The organism is Bacillus sp. FSL M8-0063 (genome assembly GCF_038005545.1).
GTDB lineage: Bacteria > Bacillota > Bacilli > Bacillales > Bacillaceae_G > Bacillus_A > Bacillus_A wiedmannii.
Genome location: NZ_JBBOTJ010000002.1, coordinates 711,247 through 726,210, shown reverse-complemented (window position 1 = coordinate 726,210; position 14,964 = coordinate 711,247). Strand labels below are relative to the sequence as shown.

Here is a 14,964-nt window from a genome sequence, read left to right as displayed (position 1 = left end):
CCAAAAGATAGTCCTGGGGATCTTATAAGCATAATTATTCTGGTACAAATGCAGATACAGGTCCTAATTCCTTCTCTAAATAACTGCGAATATTTGCTGGGTATTTCTCTACCACTGCAATATGTTTTTGAATCGTCTTATATAATTCATCATGATTCATTTGAATATAATCTTGCGTAAGCATTTTTCGAAGAAGGATAATTTCTTTCATTCCTCTTCCTTCTTCTGCACTTATCACTCGCTCGTCCATCAAAATGTCGATAATATCTTCATAACTTCCTGGATCGCGCATAATAAATCCATCAATCATCGCATTCCCTACATCTAATACACAATCAATAATTAGATGGGCTATGCGTTCTAATGCGTAAAATTCAAACTCGGTTTCATATATCTTTTTCTCTTGAAATGTACTTGTTGCTCGTTCTAAACATACTAGCATTTGTTCTATTTTCTTTCTGTCTACAAAATACATGAATGTCACCTACCTGGAAATTAAAGCATTTACATTTTAATTGTAACGCTTTCTTCTGAAAAAATCGACAATTTTTCGAATTCACCTTTTCTCCGTTATTTGTTATAGTTATATTTGTATGATTTTTGAAATTGGAGGAATGGAATCTTGGAACGTGAACTCGCACTAGAAATTGTCCGTGTAACAGAAGCAGCAGCATTAGCATCCGCACAGTGGATGGGCCGCGGAAAGAAAAACGAAGCAGATGATGCAGCAACTACAGCAATGCGTGATATGTTTGATTCAGTAAACATGGCAGGTACAGTTGTAATCGGTGAAGGAGAACTTGATGAAGCACCGATGTTGTATATTGGTGAAGAACTAGGAACAGGTAACGGTCCAGAAGTAGACATCGCCGTTGACCCATTAGAAGGTACAAACATCGTTGCAAAAGGTCTTGCAAATGCAATGGCAGTTATCGCAATCGCCGATAAAGGAAACCTTCTTCATGCTCCTGATATGTACATGGAAAAAATCGCGGTTGGTCCAAAAGCAGCTGGTAAAATTAGCTTAGATGATCCAATTGAAAAAACAATTGAAATTGTAGCAGAAGCTAACAATAAAAAGATTCGCGATCTAACAGTTATCGTGCAAGAACGTGAACGTCATCAAGATATTATTGAACGTGTTCGTGCAAAAGGTGCACGCGTAAAGTTATTTGGTGATGGTGATGTTGGTGCGTCAATCGCAACAGCACTACCTGGAACGGGTATTGATTTATTCGTAGGTATTGGCGGAGCTCCAGAAGGTGTTATTTCTGCAGCAGCATTAAAATGCCTTGAAGGTGAAATGCAAGCTCGCTTAGTTCCAATGAACGAAGAAGAAGAAGCACGTTGTCGTGAAATGGGATTAGAAGATCCTCGTCAACTGCTTATGTTAGATGACTTAGTATCTGGGGATGATGCAATCTTCTCAGCAACTGGTGTATCTGCTGGTGAGTTATTAGACGGTGTGAAATTCCTTGGCGGAGATTTAGCTGAAACATATTCTATCGTTATGCGTTACAAAACAAGAACGGTACGATTCATTAAAACGCATCACCATTTAGATCATAAACCACACTTAAACTTAGATATTTAATAAAGGAGCCATGTGTATGGAAGAACGTTTCTTTCTGTACGACGATACAGTCGCTACAAGAACTCGTTTCGTTAGCTTTATGGGAGAAAATGAGCGTCATGATTTAGCGCTTTTATACTCCGATCGTCATTACGGTAAAACAATTGTCCTTGATATGCAGCGCAATAGATTTGCAATCATCGGTCCTGACGATTTAAACGAACCAGGCTACTTAGAGCATGCATTTTCGATGACTGAAGAAATTGCAGAAGAACTACGCTCATTTTTATTTGAACTTATATAATTTATCGTAGGCACCAGCTATGTTAGCTGGTGTTTTTCCGTTATAAGAGTTTTGAATTTTCAATCTTCTATGTTATAATTAAGAATAAATCTATTTGGATAAAAAGGACGTTATCTACGTATGCCAACATTTACTTTGTAATGGACCAGCAATTGGATAGCATTACTCTCAAAAAAGCACCATGCTTTTTCAAGGGAGTAATCTGCCCATTCCCATTACAAAGGAACGTAACGCATCTGTAGTATGATGTTTACGGAGGTTCCTCTTTGGGGAACCTCCTTTTATTTTTGTCTATTTCTCATGTCTTCATACTACAAGACATCCAAATAGCTGTATTACGTTCCTTTACCACTACTATAAGAGGTGAAGGAAAATGCAGAAAGTACAACTTTCTTGGAGTTTATATGAAAATGAGCAAAATACAATCGAAAAGTATTGTAAAAATTGCAGACGCACTACCCTATTTACTGACACGAATATTCGTAGGCATAACGCCAACGGAAAAAATATATATCGTTTTGCCATTTATAAATGTCCGAAAGATCATACTTGGAACCAAAAACTTCGTATTTATAAATCATTTACTGATCATGTGGAAACAGTCGACATGAATACGCAAGATCAAACAGAAACAACTACTACCATTTCCATTACACATCATAAAGAAAGTGGCGTAGCTGAAATTACAATCGTATTAGATATCGTTTTCGGTTCCCACCGAATCGATAAAGCTTTATCCACATATATTTCTGACTGGAGCCGTACACGCATTGTTGATAAAATTAAAAATGGGGATATTCAATTGAACGGACAACAAATGAAACCAAATGCAATACTTTCTGAAGGTGATTCTATTTCAATTTGTTTGTGAGCAAGTAAAAAAAATCCTCTTACAATCGTAAGAGGATTTTTTTATTTCTTCACTTTTCGTAATACAAAGTGTGCACAACCGAAGTTACAGTACTCGTATAAATACTCCGTTAACGTACTAATTTTCGTATCATATGTCGAACGTTGATTACTATCATCAAAGAAACCGCGCAATCTAAGTTGCTCATAACCCCAGTCCCCAACGATATAATCATATTTATTTAAAATTTCTGCATAACGCTCTTTAAATGCTTCTTCACTAAAACCGTCACGAAAGTTTTTAATTACTTCGTACTGCACATTATTAATGCTCACCGTAGCATGCATCTCTTGCTCTTGCTTTTGCTCCATCATTAACTTCCTCTCTAAGCATTCTTCTTTTTATCGTATCACAAAGCATACCAACCAACAATTTCAAATACAAAAAATTGAAAATTAGTGCATACTATGGAGAAGGAGGTGATACATCGTGAAAAAACAAATTATACTCTCTCTCCTCACTCTTTCCTTATTTGCAGGCTGTCAATCAACGAATAAAGCCGAAATGGAACGTGAAGAAGGAAGTCGTGTTCTTGTTTCCAATAAAAACGACATGTATCATACGGAAAATACAAATACACGGCTTACAAGAGTCGGTTATTCATCTAAACAAAAACATGAAGTATCTAACAAACAAGTAGGAGCCATTAACCGCGAGAAAGTCGCTGAAATGATTACAAGCATGACAGTCAAACTTCCTGACGTTACAAACGCTGCTACGCTCGTTACCGATGATGAAGTATTTGTTGTATACCGTGCAAACACAACGGATCCAAAACTCGTAGCAGATCAAGTATATAAAGCTGCTTTGTCCATCGTCCCTCGCTATTATAAAGCATATGTATCAACAGACCAAAAGTTGATTTCTCAAATTCAAGGGCTTCAATCTGGCGCGTTAAATGATACAGAATATACACAAAGCCTTGATATGCTAAAGCGAGAAATGAGCAAAAATCCTCATTTGAACAATACGGGGGATCAGACTTTGAATGATATGATAAAAAAATAAAGAAGGTGGAGAAAACCTCCACCTTTTTTACTATTTCTTACAATCCGCATAAACCTCCATCGCATCACACATAAACTGTGCTAACCCCTCACCAAACTTATCGATATTTTTCGTAAAGCGCTCATCAGCGACATACATTTGACCGAGTCCTTTAAAAGCATCTAATGAATATTCTCCGAAGTTTTGCAAGTAATCGTACCATACCCCGATTGCTTCTTGTGCCTCTTTAGAATCTGGTGCGCCGTGTCTAAGCGCCGCCAAATTTCTATAAATCGTATTAAACTCTTCTTGATTGTCTTTTGACATACCTTTCGCGTATTCATTCGCTTTATCTACAGCTGCGTCTCCCCATCGTTCACGCGCTTCTTCTTCGTACGGATTATGGCTGAAATCGAAGCCTTCAAATTTCTCTTTATTCGTCATTTCAATCTCTCCTTTTGTATGCTGAATTGTTTTATCAATCGTCGCAATCACTTTATCTAACCTAGCACGCTTTTCAAGAAGCATTTTCTTGTGAAGCTGTAGTGCTTCTTCGTGGTCAAATGATGGACTCATGATAATTTCTTTAATTTTCTTTAAAGGGAAGCCTAGTTCTTTAAAAAATAAAATTTGCTGCAATGTCTCTAAATTTTCATTGGAATACAGACGATATCCAGACTCTGTCGTCTCGTCTGGGGTTAATAACCCAATTTCATCGTAATGATGCAGTGTGCGCACACTAATTCCAACTAAATTAGCTACTTCCTTTACCTTCATTGTCATGTGTATCTCCCCCTTAATACATACGATAAAGTATGACGCAACGTTAGAGTCAATAAGTACATTCATTTTTTGTTAAAAGTTTCATCTCTCCCATATTTCATGCATAATAGATATGTACATATATTAGAAAGCGGTGAAAGTATGGTTTCAAATACTGTAATTGCCAGCATCATATTTCAACTCGTTGTTTCGGTTCTGGTCCCAATTGTTGTACTCGTTTATTTCCGTAAAAAATATAATATTAATTGGAAAGTGGTCGGCGTTGGTGTTCTTATCTTTATTGGATTTACCCAAATTCTCGAAACACCGTTCCACCTATTTATGCGCGGTAATCCAGCAATCGCTCCATTTTTAGAAAATCCGTTTGTCTTTGCAATTTATGGCGGACTAACTGCTGGTATTTTTGAAGAATTAGGACGCTTCGTTGCCTTCTTCTTCCTACTAAAAAAATATCTAGAATATAAAGATGGCTTCGCTTATGGAATTGGTCATGGCGGGATTGAATCCATTTTAGTTGGCGGATTCTCTGCCTTGCAGACACTTATATTCGCTAATGCTATTAACAATGGTAGCTTCGCTCAAATGGCAGAAAAACTACCACAATTAAATGTTGTAAAGGATATGTTAATAGAACAACCTGCTTATTTATACTTCCTTGGCAGCTTGGAAAGAATTATGGCCCTTGTATTACAAATTGCCTTTACAATGCTTGTCTTATTCGCTGTAAAACAGAAGAAATATATCTTCCTTGTTTACGCTATATTATTCCACGCATTTGTAGACTTTTTCGCGGCGCTTTACCAAACAAAAACAATTAACATCTTCGTCGCAGAAGGAATTACCCTTCTCTTCACAATTGGTGCTGTCATTCTTATTCGTAAAATGAAAGCGAAATTAATGAGTGTACCGGCGTAAAAATAACCCACCAGTTGGTGGGTTATTTTTTATATGGATTATCGTAATGATGATAACTTTTGCCCTCTCGCAGCTCCTTCTTTGTTTCTGCATCTATAACAATGTACTTATGAAATTCGTCTACTTCATTTTGAGAAAAGGAAGCGAAAAAATAAACTTGGCGATCAGGGTGAATAAAAATATCTTGAAGCACCACTTCACCCCGGCAACCCACGGCTGTTTTTTGCCTGAAAGAAAATTCTTCATCGGGCACTTCTTTAAATAAAATCTTTTTCCGAACGCTATATGTTGCATTGTTGTATTCTTTATAGATTTTCTTATCTAACTGTTCGTAAAACACACCCTCACTCACAAACGATTTATTTCGATTGCTTGGATAATTTAATTTTTGATTGGATTCTGCATATGTTGTGGACAAGTGTATAAAAAAACAAAGACCGAATATAATACATATCATTTTTTTCATCATTACACCTCAAATATTCATTTATCCACATTACTTTTCCACATATTTAGATCAATATGCCGTTTCCAATAAAAAGGAATTTTTTCCACATTTGTCGAAGTATATAGCGTCAACTTGAAAGATGGGGATGAATTATGAAGAAATTGATTGTAATACGACATTGTTCAGCAACTGGACAAGAACGTGATGCCGAATTAACGATTGCAGGAAAAAATCAAGCAAACACTCTTGCTACATTCCTCTTAGAAAACCAACCACAAATAGATCATATTATTTCAAGCCCATTTGTGCGAGCTATCGATTCTATTCGGCCCTATGCGCTTCAAGCTAACTTGTCTATCCAAGAAGATGAACGATTAGCTGAACGCATATTAAGCGACGTTCCAATGGATGATTGGTTGCAAAAACTAGAATCTACTTTTACAAATATAGATATTGCCTTTTCAGGCGGAGAGTCTACAAAACAAGCGACGGATCGAGCTATATCACTTATCCAAGACGTTTTAAAGTTAAACCATACTACAACACTACTCGTTACACACGGCAACTTACTCACGCTCATTTTAAAGCACTTTGATCATACGATCGGCTTTATTGAATGGAGAGCTTTAACGAATCCTGATATTTACGAAATTACACTCGATAAACAATGTATCCTAAAACGATTATGGGGAGCACCGTCCAAGTAATATCTCTTTCCAACACATTCAGTTGACGCCACGAGAAGAAACTGTACTAACAATAGAAAGGGGTATCACTCCATATGTACGAAGATGTACTTGCTTTACTACATAAAACAAATGCTTCTTACGAAAAGTTTGAACACGAACCAGTACTCGATTATGAAACAGATCGTATCGTACGTGAAAGGCTTGGCTTACACGGCACTCCAAGTAAAAGCTTATTTTTAAAATCAAAGTCTGGAGATTATTACGTATTTTTCACGTTAGAGGGCACAAGGCTCAACCGAGGAGAGATGAAAGAAATAACTGGAGAAAGCTTATCTCTCTGTTCTCCTGATGAGCTAAGAGAAGAAACAGGCTGTACGCCAGGATGTGTAGCTCCTTTCGGTTATTCACAACATGTAACGATTATTGTGGATAGTGCTATTTATGCTTACGATAAAATTTTAATTACACCTGGTGTACCTGAATTTACAATTGAATTATCCACAGAGGAATTAAAGAAAATCTTATTAACATGCCCAAATACTGTTTTAGAATATAAACAAAAAGAGAGCTAATCATTAGCTCTCTTTTGTCATTATTTTGCTTCTGCTACTTTTTCTTTTGCAGAACGAACTTGCTCGTCCGCATGGTAAGAAGAACGTACAAGTGGGCCAGCTTCACAGTGACTAAATCCTTTACTAAGTGCAATTTCTTTAAGCTCTGCAAATTCTGCTGGTGGGTAATATTTAAGAACTGGTAAATGCTTCTTAGATGGTTGTAGGTATTGTCCAAGAGTTAAAATATCCACATTGTTTGCACGTAAGTCATCCATTGCTTCAATTAAATCTTCTCTCGTTTCACCTAAGCCCACCATAATGCTCGATTTAGTTGGAATATCAGGCTGCATTTCTTTCGCTCGACGTAAAAACTCTAATGAACGGTCATATTTTGCTCTAGCGCGAACTCGGTTAGATAATCGACGTACTGTTTCAATGTTATGGTTTAAAATATCTGGTTTTGCATCCATTAACATTTTTAAGTTTTCTTCTACTCCACCCATATCAGATGGTAATACTTCGATTGACGTAAATGGGTTTTTGCGACGAACAGCGCGTACTGTTTCAGCAAAAACAGCTGCTCCGCCGTCCTTTAAATCATCACGTGCAACCGCTGTTATAACAACGTGCTTTAAGCCCATTTGTACTACAGAATCTGCTACGCGTTCTGGCTCTTGTAAATCAAGCTCAGTTGGTAAGCCTGTTTTAACCGCACAAAAACGACAAGCACGTGTACAAACCGCACCTAAGATCATAAATGTTGCTGTTTTCCTTACAGCCCAGCATTCATGAATATTCGGACATTTCGCTTCTTCACAAACTGTATGAAGATTCTTAGAACGCATCATTTTCTTTAAGCCTGTATAGTTTTCATTCGTGTTTAACTTAATTTTCAACCATTCGGGCTTGCGCTTATATTCTGTTTGTTTTGTCATGGTTATCAACTCCGCACAATATGAAATAGTTTACCGTGTTCGCTTCTTTCAATGTAACATATCTATTCTAACGTATGAAAGCGATTTGCTCAAATGAAGATTCTAAGATTTTTTCCAATCGTTCCCTATAATGAAATACTCCGTATATCCCACACTAAAAAGAGTGATGTTGTGAAAGGAGTCTATTTCATGCTTCGAAAAATTTCTCTTTTGCTTTCGATTTGCTTTCTTCTCCACCAAAACATCGCTTACGGTGAAGATAATCAGCAAAGCATATACGAAAAGCGCATGGCACTATATAAAGAAACCGAGCAATCTTCAGGCATTCCGTGGTATTACTTAGCTGCAATGGATCAATATGAAAGAAATATACGGAGCGTAAGAAAAGATATTCCGAAAAAACCAGATGCCATCATTTCCCTTTATTTCAAACCAGAAATATGGGCTGGACCCGTTAATATTAACGACACTCTTCCCCATACAATTTCTCTATTTGGCGGGATGGGTTTAGATGGTGACAAAGATGGATTTGCAAATGCAAATAACGACCGTGATCTTTTGCATACAGCAGCAACGATTTTAAAGAAACAAGGACCGTCCGAAGACCGTATTCACATTATGCTTTGGGAATATTATAGACGTGCGAAAACAGTTGAATTAATTACCGAATACGCCCGTATTTATAAACATTATGGACGTATTAATTTAGAAGGAAATGCTTTCCCTCTCCCGATTCGTAGTGATCATAGCTACCGTAGTACTTTCGGTGCTGGAAGAAGTTTCGGGGGAAGGAGAGTTCATGAAGGAACCGATATTTTTGCAGGCTACGGCGTACCAGTAAGATCCACTTGCTATGGCATTATTGAAACAAAAGGCTGGAACCGTCTTGGCGGATGGCGCATCGGCATTCGTGACCTTCATAATAACTACCATTATTACGCTCATTTAGGCGGATTCTCAAAGGAAATACAGCTTGGACAAATTGTTGAGCCCGGAAAAGTAATCGGATTTGTCGGTAGCACCGGTTACGGCCCTCCCGGCACAGCTGGAAAATTCCCGCCCCACCTACATTTCGGCATGTATAAAGACAATGGTTATACAGAATGGGCTTTCGATCCATACATGCATTTAAGTCTTTGGGAGCGAAAAGAACGCGCGAATACAAAGCGATAACCGTAGCAATATGCTACGGTTATTTTTTAAATTCGGCTAACTATCCGTTTTCTTTTTATCAGGTACAACAACACTCCCGCTTCCATAATAAGTAGGTACTTCCCCTTGAACAATGCGCGTTGCAATCGGAACGTCTTGCTTCACTGTTATTTCTTTCGTATGAAATGGAATAATCACTTGCAACGTGACTTCCATCTCCATAATAATTTGAATCGCTGTCGTATTGATCCCGTGCGGTTCAATTTTTTGTTTAATATCCGTATTCACATGACCAATCGTCGTGAAATCGATTGGAATATCGGGACCTATATTTCCAAGAAGCGCATTATCCGTTACACGACCAAAAGGAACTGCCATCGTTGCTCCATTTTTTTCAGAAATACCTAGCCCCTTCAAATCACCTTGTTCTACTTGCTGTAAATATTTTTCTATGTATGTGGTCGTTGATGTTACGATTTCATTTACTTGCTTCGTATTTAAATTAATTGTGGATACTTTCCCGTTTTTATCATTTTGTACTTTCATTAATGAATCGACATCGAATCCTTCATTAATTCTATCTTTTACCGCCTTTGTCATAATCGCTGTCGCCATTTTATGCGTCTCTACTTCTCCATATTTAAGTAATGTTGGCTGAATGCTACTATTCACAATCCATAATCCTTGCACGAGTAATATAACAAAAAGAATAAACGACATAAGCAGTATGTACCGAAAGGAAATAGGCCCCCTTCGAAACCGCGAATTTTTCGAACGAAATATACTCATAAAAAAACCTCCTTCTTATATCATTTCTATGCAAGAAGGAGGGACGATATATGCTTATCTCATTTTTAATAATGCTTCTTTTCCAATTGTGCCTGCCGTAATACCTAAAGCTTCGGCTTCAATCGTTACTGATTCTAGCGGTGCTTCAAGAAGCTGTTCAATCGTTCTTACACCAACCGCACGGCCAGCAATAATTCCTCGATCCCCTAACTTCTCATTTAAAAGACCTACATCTAATGCACCGCACATAATATATCCTTTATCGCTCATTACAGCTAGCAAATTTGTCTTTGGAAGTTTGACGCTAACCGCAATAAACGTATAATTATCAATTATAATTGGCTCCACATTAACCATAGTTCACACCCCTCTCTTTCTTATCTGTATGACAAGAGAAAAATGAGTGTTACAAGTAACTAGCCTATAGTTTGACGGAAGATGTATGAGTTATCAACACGTCTGTTAACACATCTCTGAGTAACTCTGGCATATAATATTGTTTGTCAGAAAGTGTGGATAGCTCTGGGTATAAGTATCCGAACGTAAACATATCAATCGTTCCTACCGTATATATACGATCTAATTCCAGCGATTCCCCGTTAATCAATACATCTTCGAGTAAAATTTTATTCCCAGGAATCGTATCTGGAATGACCTCTACACCAGCATAAATCATTTTTCCCATCACTTTTCCGCGAAATCCGAATCCTTTTACCTCAAGGTTCTCCATATTCGGGCGACGTGCTTTCAAAATAACTTCTCGTAACGTTTTTCCTGGCACTTTTAATAAACATGGATTAATTGGATGTGGACAAATTCTGTGAATATCTCCGCGCGTCACAACACCTTCTTCTAATCCTTCAAGAAGTACACCAGCGTTCACCATGCCAATCTCTGCATCGCACCACGTTTTCAGCGCATTTGCTAACATGTGAGAAAATGATGTCTCATGAAACCAATCGATCGGTAATGATTCCTTTAAATGAACGACAGGCTCTGCCATAATATGTTTACTTTCTTCCTGCAGCATTTCAATTGTGGATAACGGTTTGCTATAAGCACCTAAACGTTCTGTTTTAATCGCCCTACCGTCCTTTTTCAATAACTTCTTCGTCTCTTTATCCACAGTAAGCTGAACGTGCCCAACGTAACGTCCCCACTTTTCACAACAACAAAGTAAAGTATTATTCATGAGAACTCCACGCTCAAATAAATGGTGCGTATGTGCACCTAAAATAACATCTATATCATAATGCTCTGCCATATACTCATCCATGCTTTTTCCAAGATGAGAAAGGACAACCGTAATATGAGCCTCATCTCGCACTTCTTCTAAAATAGACTCTAAATGGATAAGTGGATCTTCAATATGCCAATCGAGCATATGATAAAACTCTGGATAAGCTACCGTTAACCCGATAAAGGCAATCGTAACCCCATCTGTCGTTGTATGTAATTTATAAGGCTTTGCCCACTCCGGACGTACACCTTCTTTTTCAAATAAATTCGCAACGAGCACCTCAAATCCAGCATCATCATATAGACGATTCAAATGCTCCTTCGCTAACGTAATTCCTTCATTATTTCCGATTGTTACATAATCATATAACGCCTCATTCAAAAGCTTAGTATTGCCAAGTCCATTCGTCGCTTCCGAAATACTATGAAAACGATCCACATGATCGCCGATATCAACCGTCAAAACGGTCTCTCCCGCTTCCTGTCTTCGCTTTTTCTCCCCTTGTACAAACCGAGAAATTTGCGGCCAATTTTCAAAATGACTATGTATATCGTTTGTATGATAAAGGTGGATGATTGTTTCTTTATTTATATTCAGAGAAAAAACCTCCTCTCAGTTCCTTACTGCCATTTACGCTACACGTACGCAATAATCCTGTAAATACTTTTCGTCTTTTCTTGCTATTTTACATTGTACTCGCATTGAGAGAAAAAGCAAAAGATTGCCCTTTTAATATGGAAAACTTTATTTTTTCTAATCTGTGGATTAGTTGGAGGAGGATTTTCTTTGTAGTCGGTGGTGGGGCCTATTTGTCAGGAAGTTTGTTGGACGGATTGACGAAGAGCTTTTTGCTGCCTCCTAGATGGAGTATTACCCTACACATATACCTTGTAACACGACATATGTCGTGTTACAATCTCATCATAAGGTGGTGAACCATAAAATGGATAAAGAGATATTAAAAGGAAGTATTGATATTTTACTTCTCTCCATCATTAAACAGCACGATACGTACGGATATGAAATTATTCAAAAACTAAAAGAGAACAGCAATGATTTATACACGATGAGCCAAGGTACACTCTACCCAGCACTCAAACGCTTGGAACAAAAGGATTTCATCAATTCATACTGGGGTGAATCTGAAACTGGTATGAAACGAAAATTTTATCGCATTACTACGAGCGGAAAGAAAATTTTAGAAGAAAAACTAACAGCGTGGGATTCAGTTACAGCTCTTATTAAAACTTGTCAGAAAGGAGCTTTAAATTAATGACGATTGAAGAATACATAAAGAATATTGTTCAAAAAACAAGCCTATCGCAATCTGATAGAGACGAACTATACTTCGAAATTTTTGATCATCTTACAAGCTTAAAACAAGAATTTCTCGATCAAGGAAAATCTGAAGAAGAAGCTACTACATTAGCCATTCAAAATTTTGGAGAAGCCTCTACTTTAGGAACTGAAATTGAAAAAGCGATGCAATCTTCTACGCAAAAATATGTACAGTGGATTGGCTGGGGATTATTTTTACCGTATTCGTTTGTTTTGTTATTTAAACTGTTGATCGGGAGACCAGCTTTTTACTTTGGTAATCTGAAGTACTTCTTTGAAACAGGTGACTGGCATTCTATACACGGTGGGTTAATAAACTTAGTTCCTTTCAGAAGTACAATCCGCTATTTAACTGAATTTGATTCTTATAATCTAGACATCGTACTTATGAATACATTAGGAAACGTCATCATATTTATCCCATTCGGATTCCTTCTACCTTTATTATTTAAACAAATATACAATGTAAAAATGGCATCCAAAATTTTCATTAAGTTTATTTTATTAATTGAATCGTTACAACTCCTTACTTTTACCGGTGTTTTCGATATTGATGACATCATATTGAATATGTTAGGTGCTTTAATTGGATATGGTTCTTTTGTTGGGATGAAGTATATTTGGGGCCGCGTTAAGTCTGTGGATAAAGTGGATACGATTTAGGTTCGGGGTATACGGCCTGTTCTTCCTGTCGTAATTTGTTGATAAGTCGATATATTCCGAGTTATGATCGATATATTTGAAAAATCGCTGATATATTTAACTGAACACCCGCCTATGTATCCTAGCCTGAACTGAATCGACCTAAGCACAACACAAAAAAGCGCCCTGCATAGCAGGGCGCTTTCTTCATACATATATTATCCAGTTCCAGCGGCTAGAATGTTCGGTGGCTTCACTTTAAATATTAACCAATAGAACCTTCCATCTCAAACTTGATTAGGCGGTTCATTTCAACTGCGTATTCCATTGGAAGTTCGCGAGTGAATGGCTCGATGAAGCCCATTACGATCATTTCTGTAGCTTCTTGCTCAGAAATACCGCGGCTCATTAGATAGAATAATTGTTCTTCTGATACTTTCGATACTTTCGCTTCGTGTTCAAGTGAAACGTAATCGTTTTTGATTTCGTTGTAAGGAATTGTATCAGATGTAGATTGGTTATCCATGATTAACGTGTCACACTCGATGTTAGAGCGAGAGTTTTTCGCTTTTGGTCCAAAGTGTACGATACCACGATAAGTTACTTTACCACCATGCTTCGCAATCGATTTAGAAACGATTGTTGAAGACGTGTTTGGTGCTAAGTGAATCATTTTCGCACCAGCATCTTGGTGTTGGCCTTTACCAGCAATCGCGATAGATAATGTTAAACCACGAGCGCCTTCGCCTTTTAAGATAACTGCAGGGTATTTCATCGTTAATTTAGATCCGATGTTACCGTCAATCCATTCCATCGTTGCGTTTTCTTCACAAACCGCACGTTTTGTAACTAGGTTGTATACGTTGTTCGCCCAGTTTTGGATTGTTGTATAACGGCAATATGCATCTTTCTTAATGATGATTTCTACTACCGCACTGTGAAGTGAGTTAGTCGTGTAAACAGGTGCTGTACAACCTTCTACGTAGTGTACGTGTGCGCCTTCGTCTACGATGATAAGCGTACGCTCGAATTGTCCCATATTTTCAGAGTTAATACGGAAGTACGCTTGAAGTGGTGTATCCACTTTAATACCTTTTGGAACGTAGATGAATGATCCACCAGACCAAACTGCAGAGTTTAATGCAGAGAATTTGTTGTCTGTTGGTGGGATTACTTTTCCGAAATGCTCACGGAAAATATCTTCGTTCTCTTTTAATGCGCTATCTGTATCTTTGAAGACGATTCCTAGAGCTTCTAGGTCTTCTTTCATGTTGTGGTATACAACTTCAGATTCGTACTGTGCAGATACACCAGCTAAATATTTTTGCTCCGCTTCAGGAATACCTAATTTATCAAATGTCGCTTTAATTTCCTCAGGTACTTCATCCCAAGACTTCTCAGATTTCTCAGATGGTTTTACGTAGTACGTAATTTCATCGAAATCTAAGTCGTTTAAGTCGCCGCCCCATTGTGGCATTGGCATTTCATAGAACTTATCCAGTGATTTTAAACGGAAGTCTAACATCCACTGTGGTTCTTCTTTCATACGTGAAATCTCTTCAACGATTTCTTTTGTTAAACCGCGTCCAGCACGGAAAATCGAAACGTCTTTGTCTTTGAAACCATATTTATAATCGCCGATATCTGGCAGTTGCTTCGCCATGTTGGTGTGTCCCTCCTTAGATAACCTCGTTTTTAGGAACCT

Annotated in this window: 19 protein-coding genes; 10 read left to right on the top strand and 9 right to left on the bottom strand. The window is 37.7% G+C overall.

Annotation, left to right across the window (positions count from 1 at the left end):
* Positions 1 to 34: 34 nt before the first annotated feature.
* Complete coding sequence (locus MKX31_RS26215) at positions 35 to 475, bottom strand: DUF86 domain-containing protein (protein ID WP_064476290.1); 441 nt, start codon at positions 473 to 475, stop codon at positions 35 to 37.
* Positions 476 to 622: 147 nt separating this feature from the next.
* On the opposite strand from MKX31_RS26215, the gene glpX reads away from it, so the two are divergent.
* The 3 genes from glpX (at position 623) to MKX31_RS26200 (ending at position 2,748) form a co-directional block, all read left to right on the top strand.
* A complete protein-coding gene (gene glpX, locus MKX31_RS26210; RefSeq protein WP_064476289.1) occupies positions 623 to 1,594 on the top strand; it encodes a class II fructose-bisphosphatase in 972 nt (323 codons plus the stop codon).
* Between the two features lie 16 nt (positions 1,595 to 1,610).
* Positions 1,611 to 1,877 (top strand): DUF3055 domain-containing protein, encoded by a 267-nt coding sequence (locus MKX31_RS26205; RefSeq protein WP_000392616.1) that lies wholly within the window; start codon positions 1,611 to 1,613, stop codon positions 1,875 to 1,877.
* Positions 1,878 to 2,250: 373 nt separating this feature from the next.
* The gene (locus MKX31_RS26200) at positions 2,251 to 2,748 is read left to right on the top strand and encodes a hypothetical protein (RefSeq protein WP_064476288.1); all 498 of its coding nucleotides are present in this window, start codon (positions 2,251 to 2,253) and stop codon (positions 2,746 to 2,748) included.
* Between the two features lie 41 nt (positions 2,749 to 2,789).
* Here the strand turns inward: MKX31_RS26200 and MKX31_RS26195 are convergent, their stop codons facing one another.
* Complete coding sequence (locus MKX31_RS26195; protein ID WP_002008894.1) at positions 2,790 to 3,101, bottom strand: YutD family protein; 312 nt, start codon at positions 3,099 to 3,101, stop codon at positions 2,790 to 2,792.
* Between the two features lie 115 nt (positions 3,102 to 3,216).
* Here MKX31_RS26195 and MKX31_RS26190 point away from each other — a divergent pair, with 115 nt between their 5' ends.
* Positions 3,217 to 3,795 carry a YhcN/YlaJ family sporulation lipoprotein gene (locus MKX31_RS26190; RefSeq protein ID WP_002191082.1) on the top strand — a complete coding sequence of 193 codons (579 nt, stop codon included), beginning with the start codon at positions 3,217 to 3,219 and terminating at the stop codon, positions 3,793 to 3,795.
* 30 nt (positions 3,796 to 3,825) lie between these two features.
* Here MKX31_RS26190 and MKX31_RS26185 read toward each other — a convergent pair whose 3' ends face one another.
* Positions 3,826 to 4,557, bottom strand: coding sequence for a MerR family transcriptional regulator (locus MKX31_RS26185; RefSeq protein ID WP_064476287.1), 732 nt, complete (start codon positions 4,555 to 4,557; stop codon positions 3,826 to 3,828).
* A 99-nt stretch (positions 4,558 to 4,656) separates the two neighbouring features.
* Between MKX31_RS26185 and MKX31_RS26180 the strand changes: the two genes are divergently transcribed.
* A complete protein-coding gene (locus MKX31_RS26180; protein WP_142289305.1) occupies positions 4,657 to 5,472 on the top strand; it encodes a YhfC family intramembrane metalloprotease in 816 nt (271 codons plus the stop codon).
* A gap of 22 nt (positions 5,473 to 5,494) precedes the next feature.
* On the opposite strand, the gene MKX31_RS26175 is transcribed toward MKX31_RS26180, so the two are convergent.
* Positions 5,495 to 5,938 carry a hypothetical protein gene (locus MKX31_RS26175; protein ID WP_064469504.1) on the bottom strand — a complete coding sequence of 148 codons (444 nt, stop codon included), beginning with the start codon at positions 5,936 to 5,938 and terminating at the stop codon, positions 5,495 to 5,497.
* Between the two features lie 134 nt (positions 5,939 to 6,072).
* On the opposite strand from MKX31_RS26175, the gene MKX31_RS26170 reads away from it, so the two are divergent.
* A complete protein-coding gene (locus MKX31_RS26170) occupies positions 6,073 to 6,627 on the top strand; it encodes a histidine phosphatase family protein (protein ID WP_064469505.1) in 555 nt (184 codons plus the stop codon).
* 74 nt (positions 6,628 to 6,701) lie between these two features.
* Positions 6,702 to 7,181, top strand: a complete 480-nt coding sequence (locus MKX31_RS26165; protein ID WP_000272726.1) for a YbaK/EbsC family protein — start codon at positions 6,702 to 6,704, stop codon at positions 7,179 to 7,181.
* 20 nt (positions 7,182 to 7,201) lie between these two features.
* Here the strand turns inward: MKX31_RS26165 and lipA are convergent, their stop codons facing one another.
* A complete protein-coding gene (gene lipA / locus MKX31_RS26160; RefSeq protein ID WP_000166376.1) occupies positions 7,202 to 8,098 on the bottom strand; it encodes a lipoyl synthase in 897 nt (298 codons plus the stop codon).
* A gap of 189 nt (positions 8,099 to 8,287) precedes the next feature.
* Between lipA and MKX31_RS26155 the strand changes: the two genes are divergently transcribed.
* A complete protein-coding gene (locus MKX31_RS26155) occupies positions 8,288 to 9,271 on the top strand; it encodes a M23 family metallopeptidase (RefSeq protein ID WP_000944679.1) in 984 nt (327 codons plus the stop codon).
* A gap of 36 nt (positions 9,272 to 9,307) precedes the next feature.
* Here MKX31_RS26155 and yunB read toward each other — a convergent pair whose 3' ends face one another.
* From yunB to MKX31_RS26140, 3 genes are all read right to left on the bottom strand, one after another.
* A complete protein-coding gene (gene yunB, locus MKX31_RS26150; protein ID WP_064476285.1) occupies positions 9,308 to 10,039 on the bottom strand; it encodes a sporulation protein YunB in 732 nt (243 codons plus the stop codon).
* 54 nt (positions 10,040 to 10,093) lie between these two features.
* Positions 10,094 to 10,396 carry a YunC family protein gene (locus tag MKX31_RS26145; protein ID WP_000248463.1) on the bottom strand — a complete coding sequence of 101 codons (303 nt, stop codon included), beginning with the start codon at positions 10,394 to 10,396 and terminating at the stop codon, positions 10,094 to 10,096.
* Between the two features lie 64 nt (positions 10,397 to 10,460).
* A complete protein-coding gene (locus MKX31_RS26140; protein ID WP_149173744.1) occupies positions 10,461 to 11,852 on the bottom strand; it encodes a bifunctional metallophosphatase/5'-nucleotidase in 1,392 nt (463 codons plus the stop codon).
* A 370-nt stretch (positions 11,853 to 12,222) separates the two neighbouring features.
* On the opposite strand from MKX31_RS26140, the gene MKX31_RS26135 reads away from it, so the two are divergent.
* Complete coding sequence (locus tag MKX31_RS26135; protein ID WP_098850334.1) at positions 12,223 to 12,552, top strand: PadR family transcriptional regulator; 330 nt, start codon at positions 12,223 to 12,225, stop codon at positions 12,550 to 12,552.
* Positions 12,552 to 13,280 (top strand): VanZ family protein, encoded by a 729-nt coding sequence (locus MKX31_RS26130; protein WP_340981696.1) that lies wholly within the window; start codon positions 12,552 to 12,554, stop codon positions 13,278 to 13,280. The genes MKX31_RS26135 and MKX31_RS26130 overlap by 1 nt, the downstream gene beginning before the upstream one ends.
* A 244-nt stretch (positions 13,281 to 13,524) precedes the next feature.
* On the opposite strand, the gene sufB is transcribed toward MKX31_RS26130, so the two are convergent.
* On the bottom strand, positions 13,525 to 14,922 hold the full coding sequence (sufB, locus tag MKX31_RS26125; protein WP_088098276.1) for a Fe-S cluster assembly protein SufB: 1,398 nt from the start codon (positions 14,920 to 14,922) through the stop codon (positions 13,525 to 13,527).
* Positions 14,923 to 14,964 lie beyond the last annotated feature (42 nt).

What these genes read in the sequence shown, in the direction of transcription:
- MKX31_RS26205 (WP_000392616.1), top strand. Translation starts at nt 1,611, where the DNA reads ATGGAAGAACGTTTCTTTCTGTACGACGATACAGTCGCTACAAGAACT.
- MKX31_RS26200 (WP_064476288.1), top strand. Translation starts at nt 2,251, where the DNA reads ATGCAGAAAGTACAACTTTCTTGGAGTTTATATGAAAATGAGCAAAAT.
- MKX31_RS26195 (WP_002008894.1), bottom strand. Translation starts at nt 3,101, where the DNA reads ATGATGGAGCAAAAGCAAGAGCAAGAGATGCATGCTACGGTGAGCATT.
- MKX31_RS26215 (WP_064476290.1), bottom strand. Translation starts at nt 475, where the DNA reads ATGTATTTTGTAGACAGAAAGAAAATAGAACAAATGCTAGTATGTTTA.
- MKX31_RS26185 (WP_064476287.1), bottom strand. Translation starts at nt 4,557, where the DNA reads ATGACAATGAAGGTAAAGGAAGTAGCTAATTTAGTTGGAATTAGTGTG.
- sufB (WP_088098276.1), bottom strand. Translation starts at nt 14,922, where the DNA reads ATGGCGAAGCAACTGCCAGATATCGGCGATTATAAATATGGTTTCAAA.
- MKX31_RS26145 (WP_000248463.1), bottom strand. Translation starts at nt 10,396, where the DNA reads ATGGTTAATGTGGAGCCAATTATAATTGATAATTATACGTTTATTGCG.
- MKX31_RS26165 (WP_000272726.1), top strand. Translation starts at nt 6,702, where the DNA reads ATGTACGAAGATGTACTTGCTTTACTACATAAAACAAATGCTTCTTAC.
- MKX31_RS26155 (WP_000944679.1), top strand. Translation starts at nt 8,288, where the DNA reads ATGCTTCGAAAAATTTCTCTTTTGCTTTCGATTTGCTTTCTTCTCCAC.
- yunB (WP_064476285.1), bottom strand. Translation starts at nt 10,039, where the DNA reads ATGAGTATATTTCGTTCGAAAAATTCGCGGTTTCGAAGGGGGCCTATT.
- lipA (WP_000166376.1), bottom strand. Translation starts at nt 8,098, where the DNA reads ATGACAAAACAAACAGAATATAAGCGCAAGCCCGAATGGTTGAAAATT.
- MKX31_RS26170 (WP_064469505.1), top strand. Translation starts at nt 6,073, where the DNA reads ATGAAGAAATTGATTGTAATACGACATTGTTCAGCAACTGGACAAGAA.
- MKX31_RS26180 (WP_142289305.1), top strand. Translation starts at nt 4,657, where the DNA reads ATGCATAATAGATATGTACATATATTAGAAAGCGGTGAAAGTATGGTT.
- MKX31_RS26130 (WP_340981696.1), top strand. Translation starts at nt 12,552, where the DNA reads ATGACGATTGAAGAATACATAAAGAATATTGTTCAAAAAACAAGCCTA.
- MKX31_RS26175 (WP_064469504.1), bottom strand. Translation starts at nt 5,938, where the DNA reads ATGAAAAAAATGATATGTATTATATTCGGTCTTTGTTTTTTTATACAC.
- MKX31_RS26135 (WP_098850334.1), top strand. Translation starts at nt 12,223, where the DNA reads ATGGATAAAGAGATATTAAAAGGAAGTATTGATATTTTACTTCTCTCC.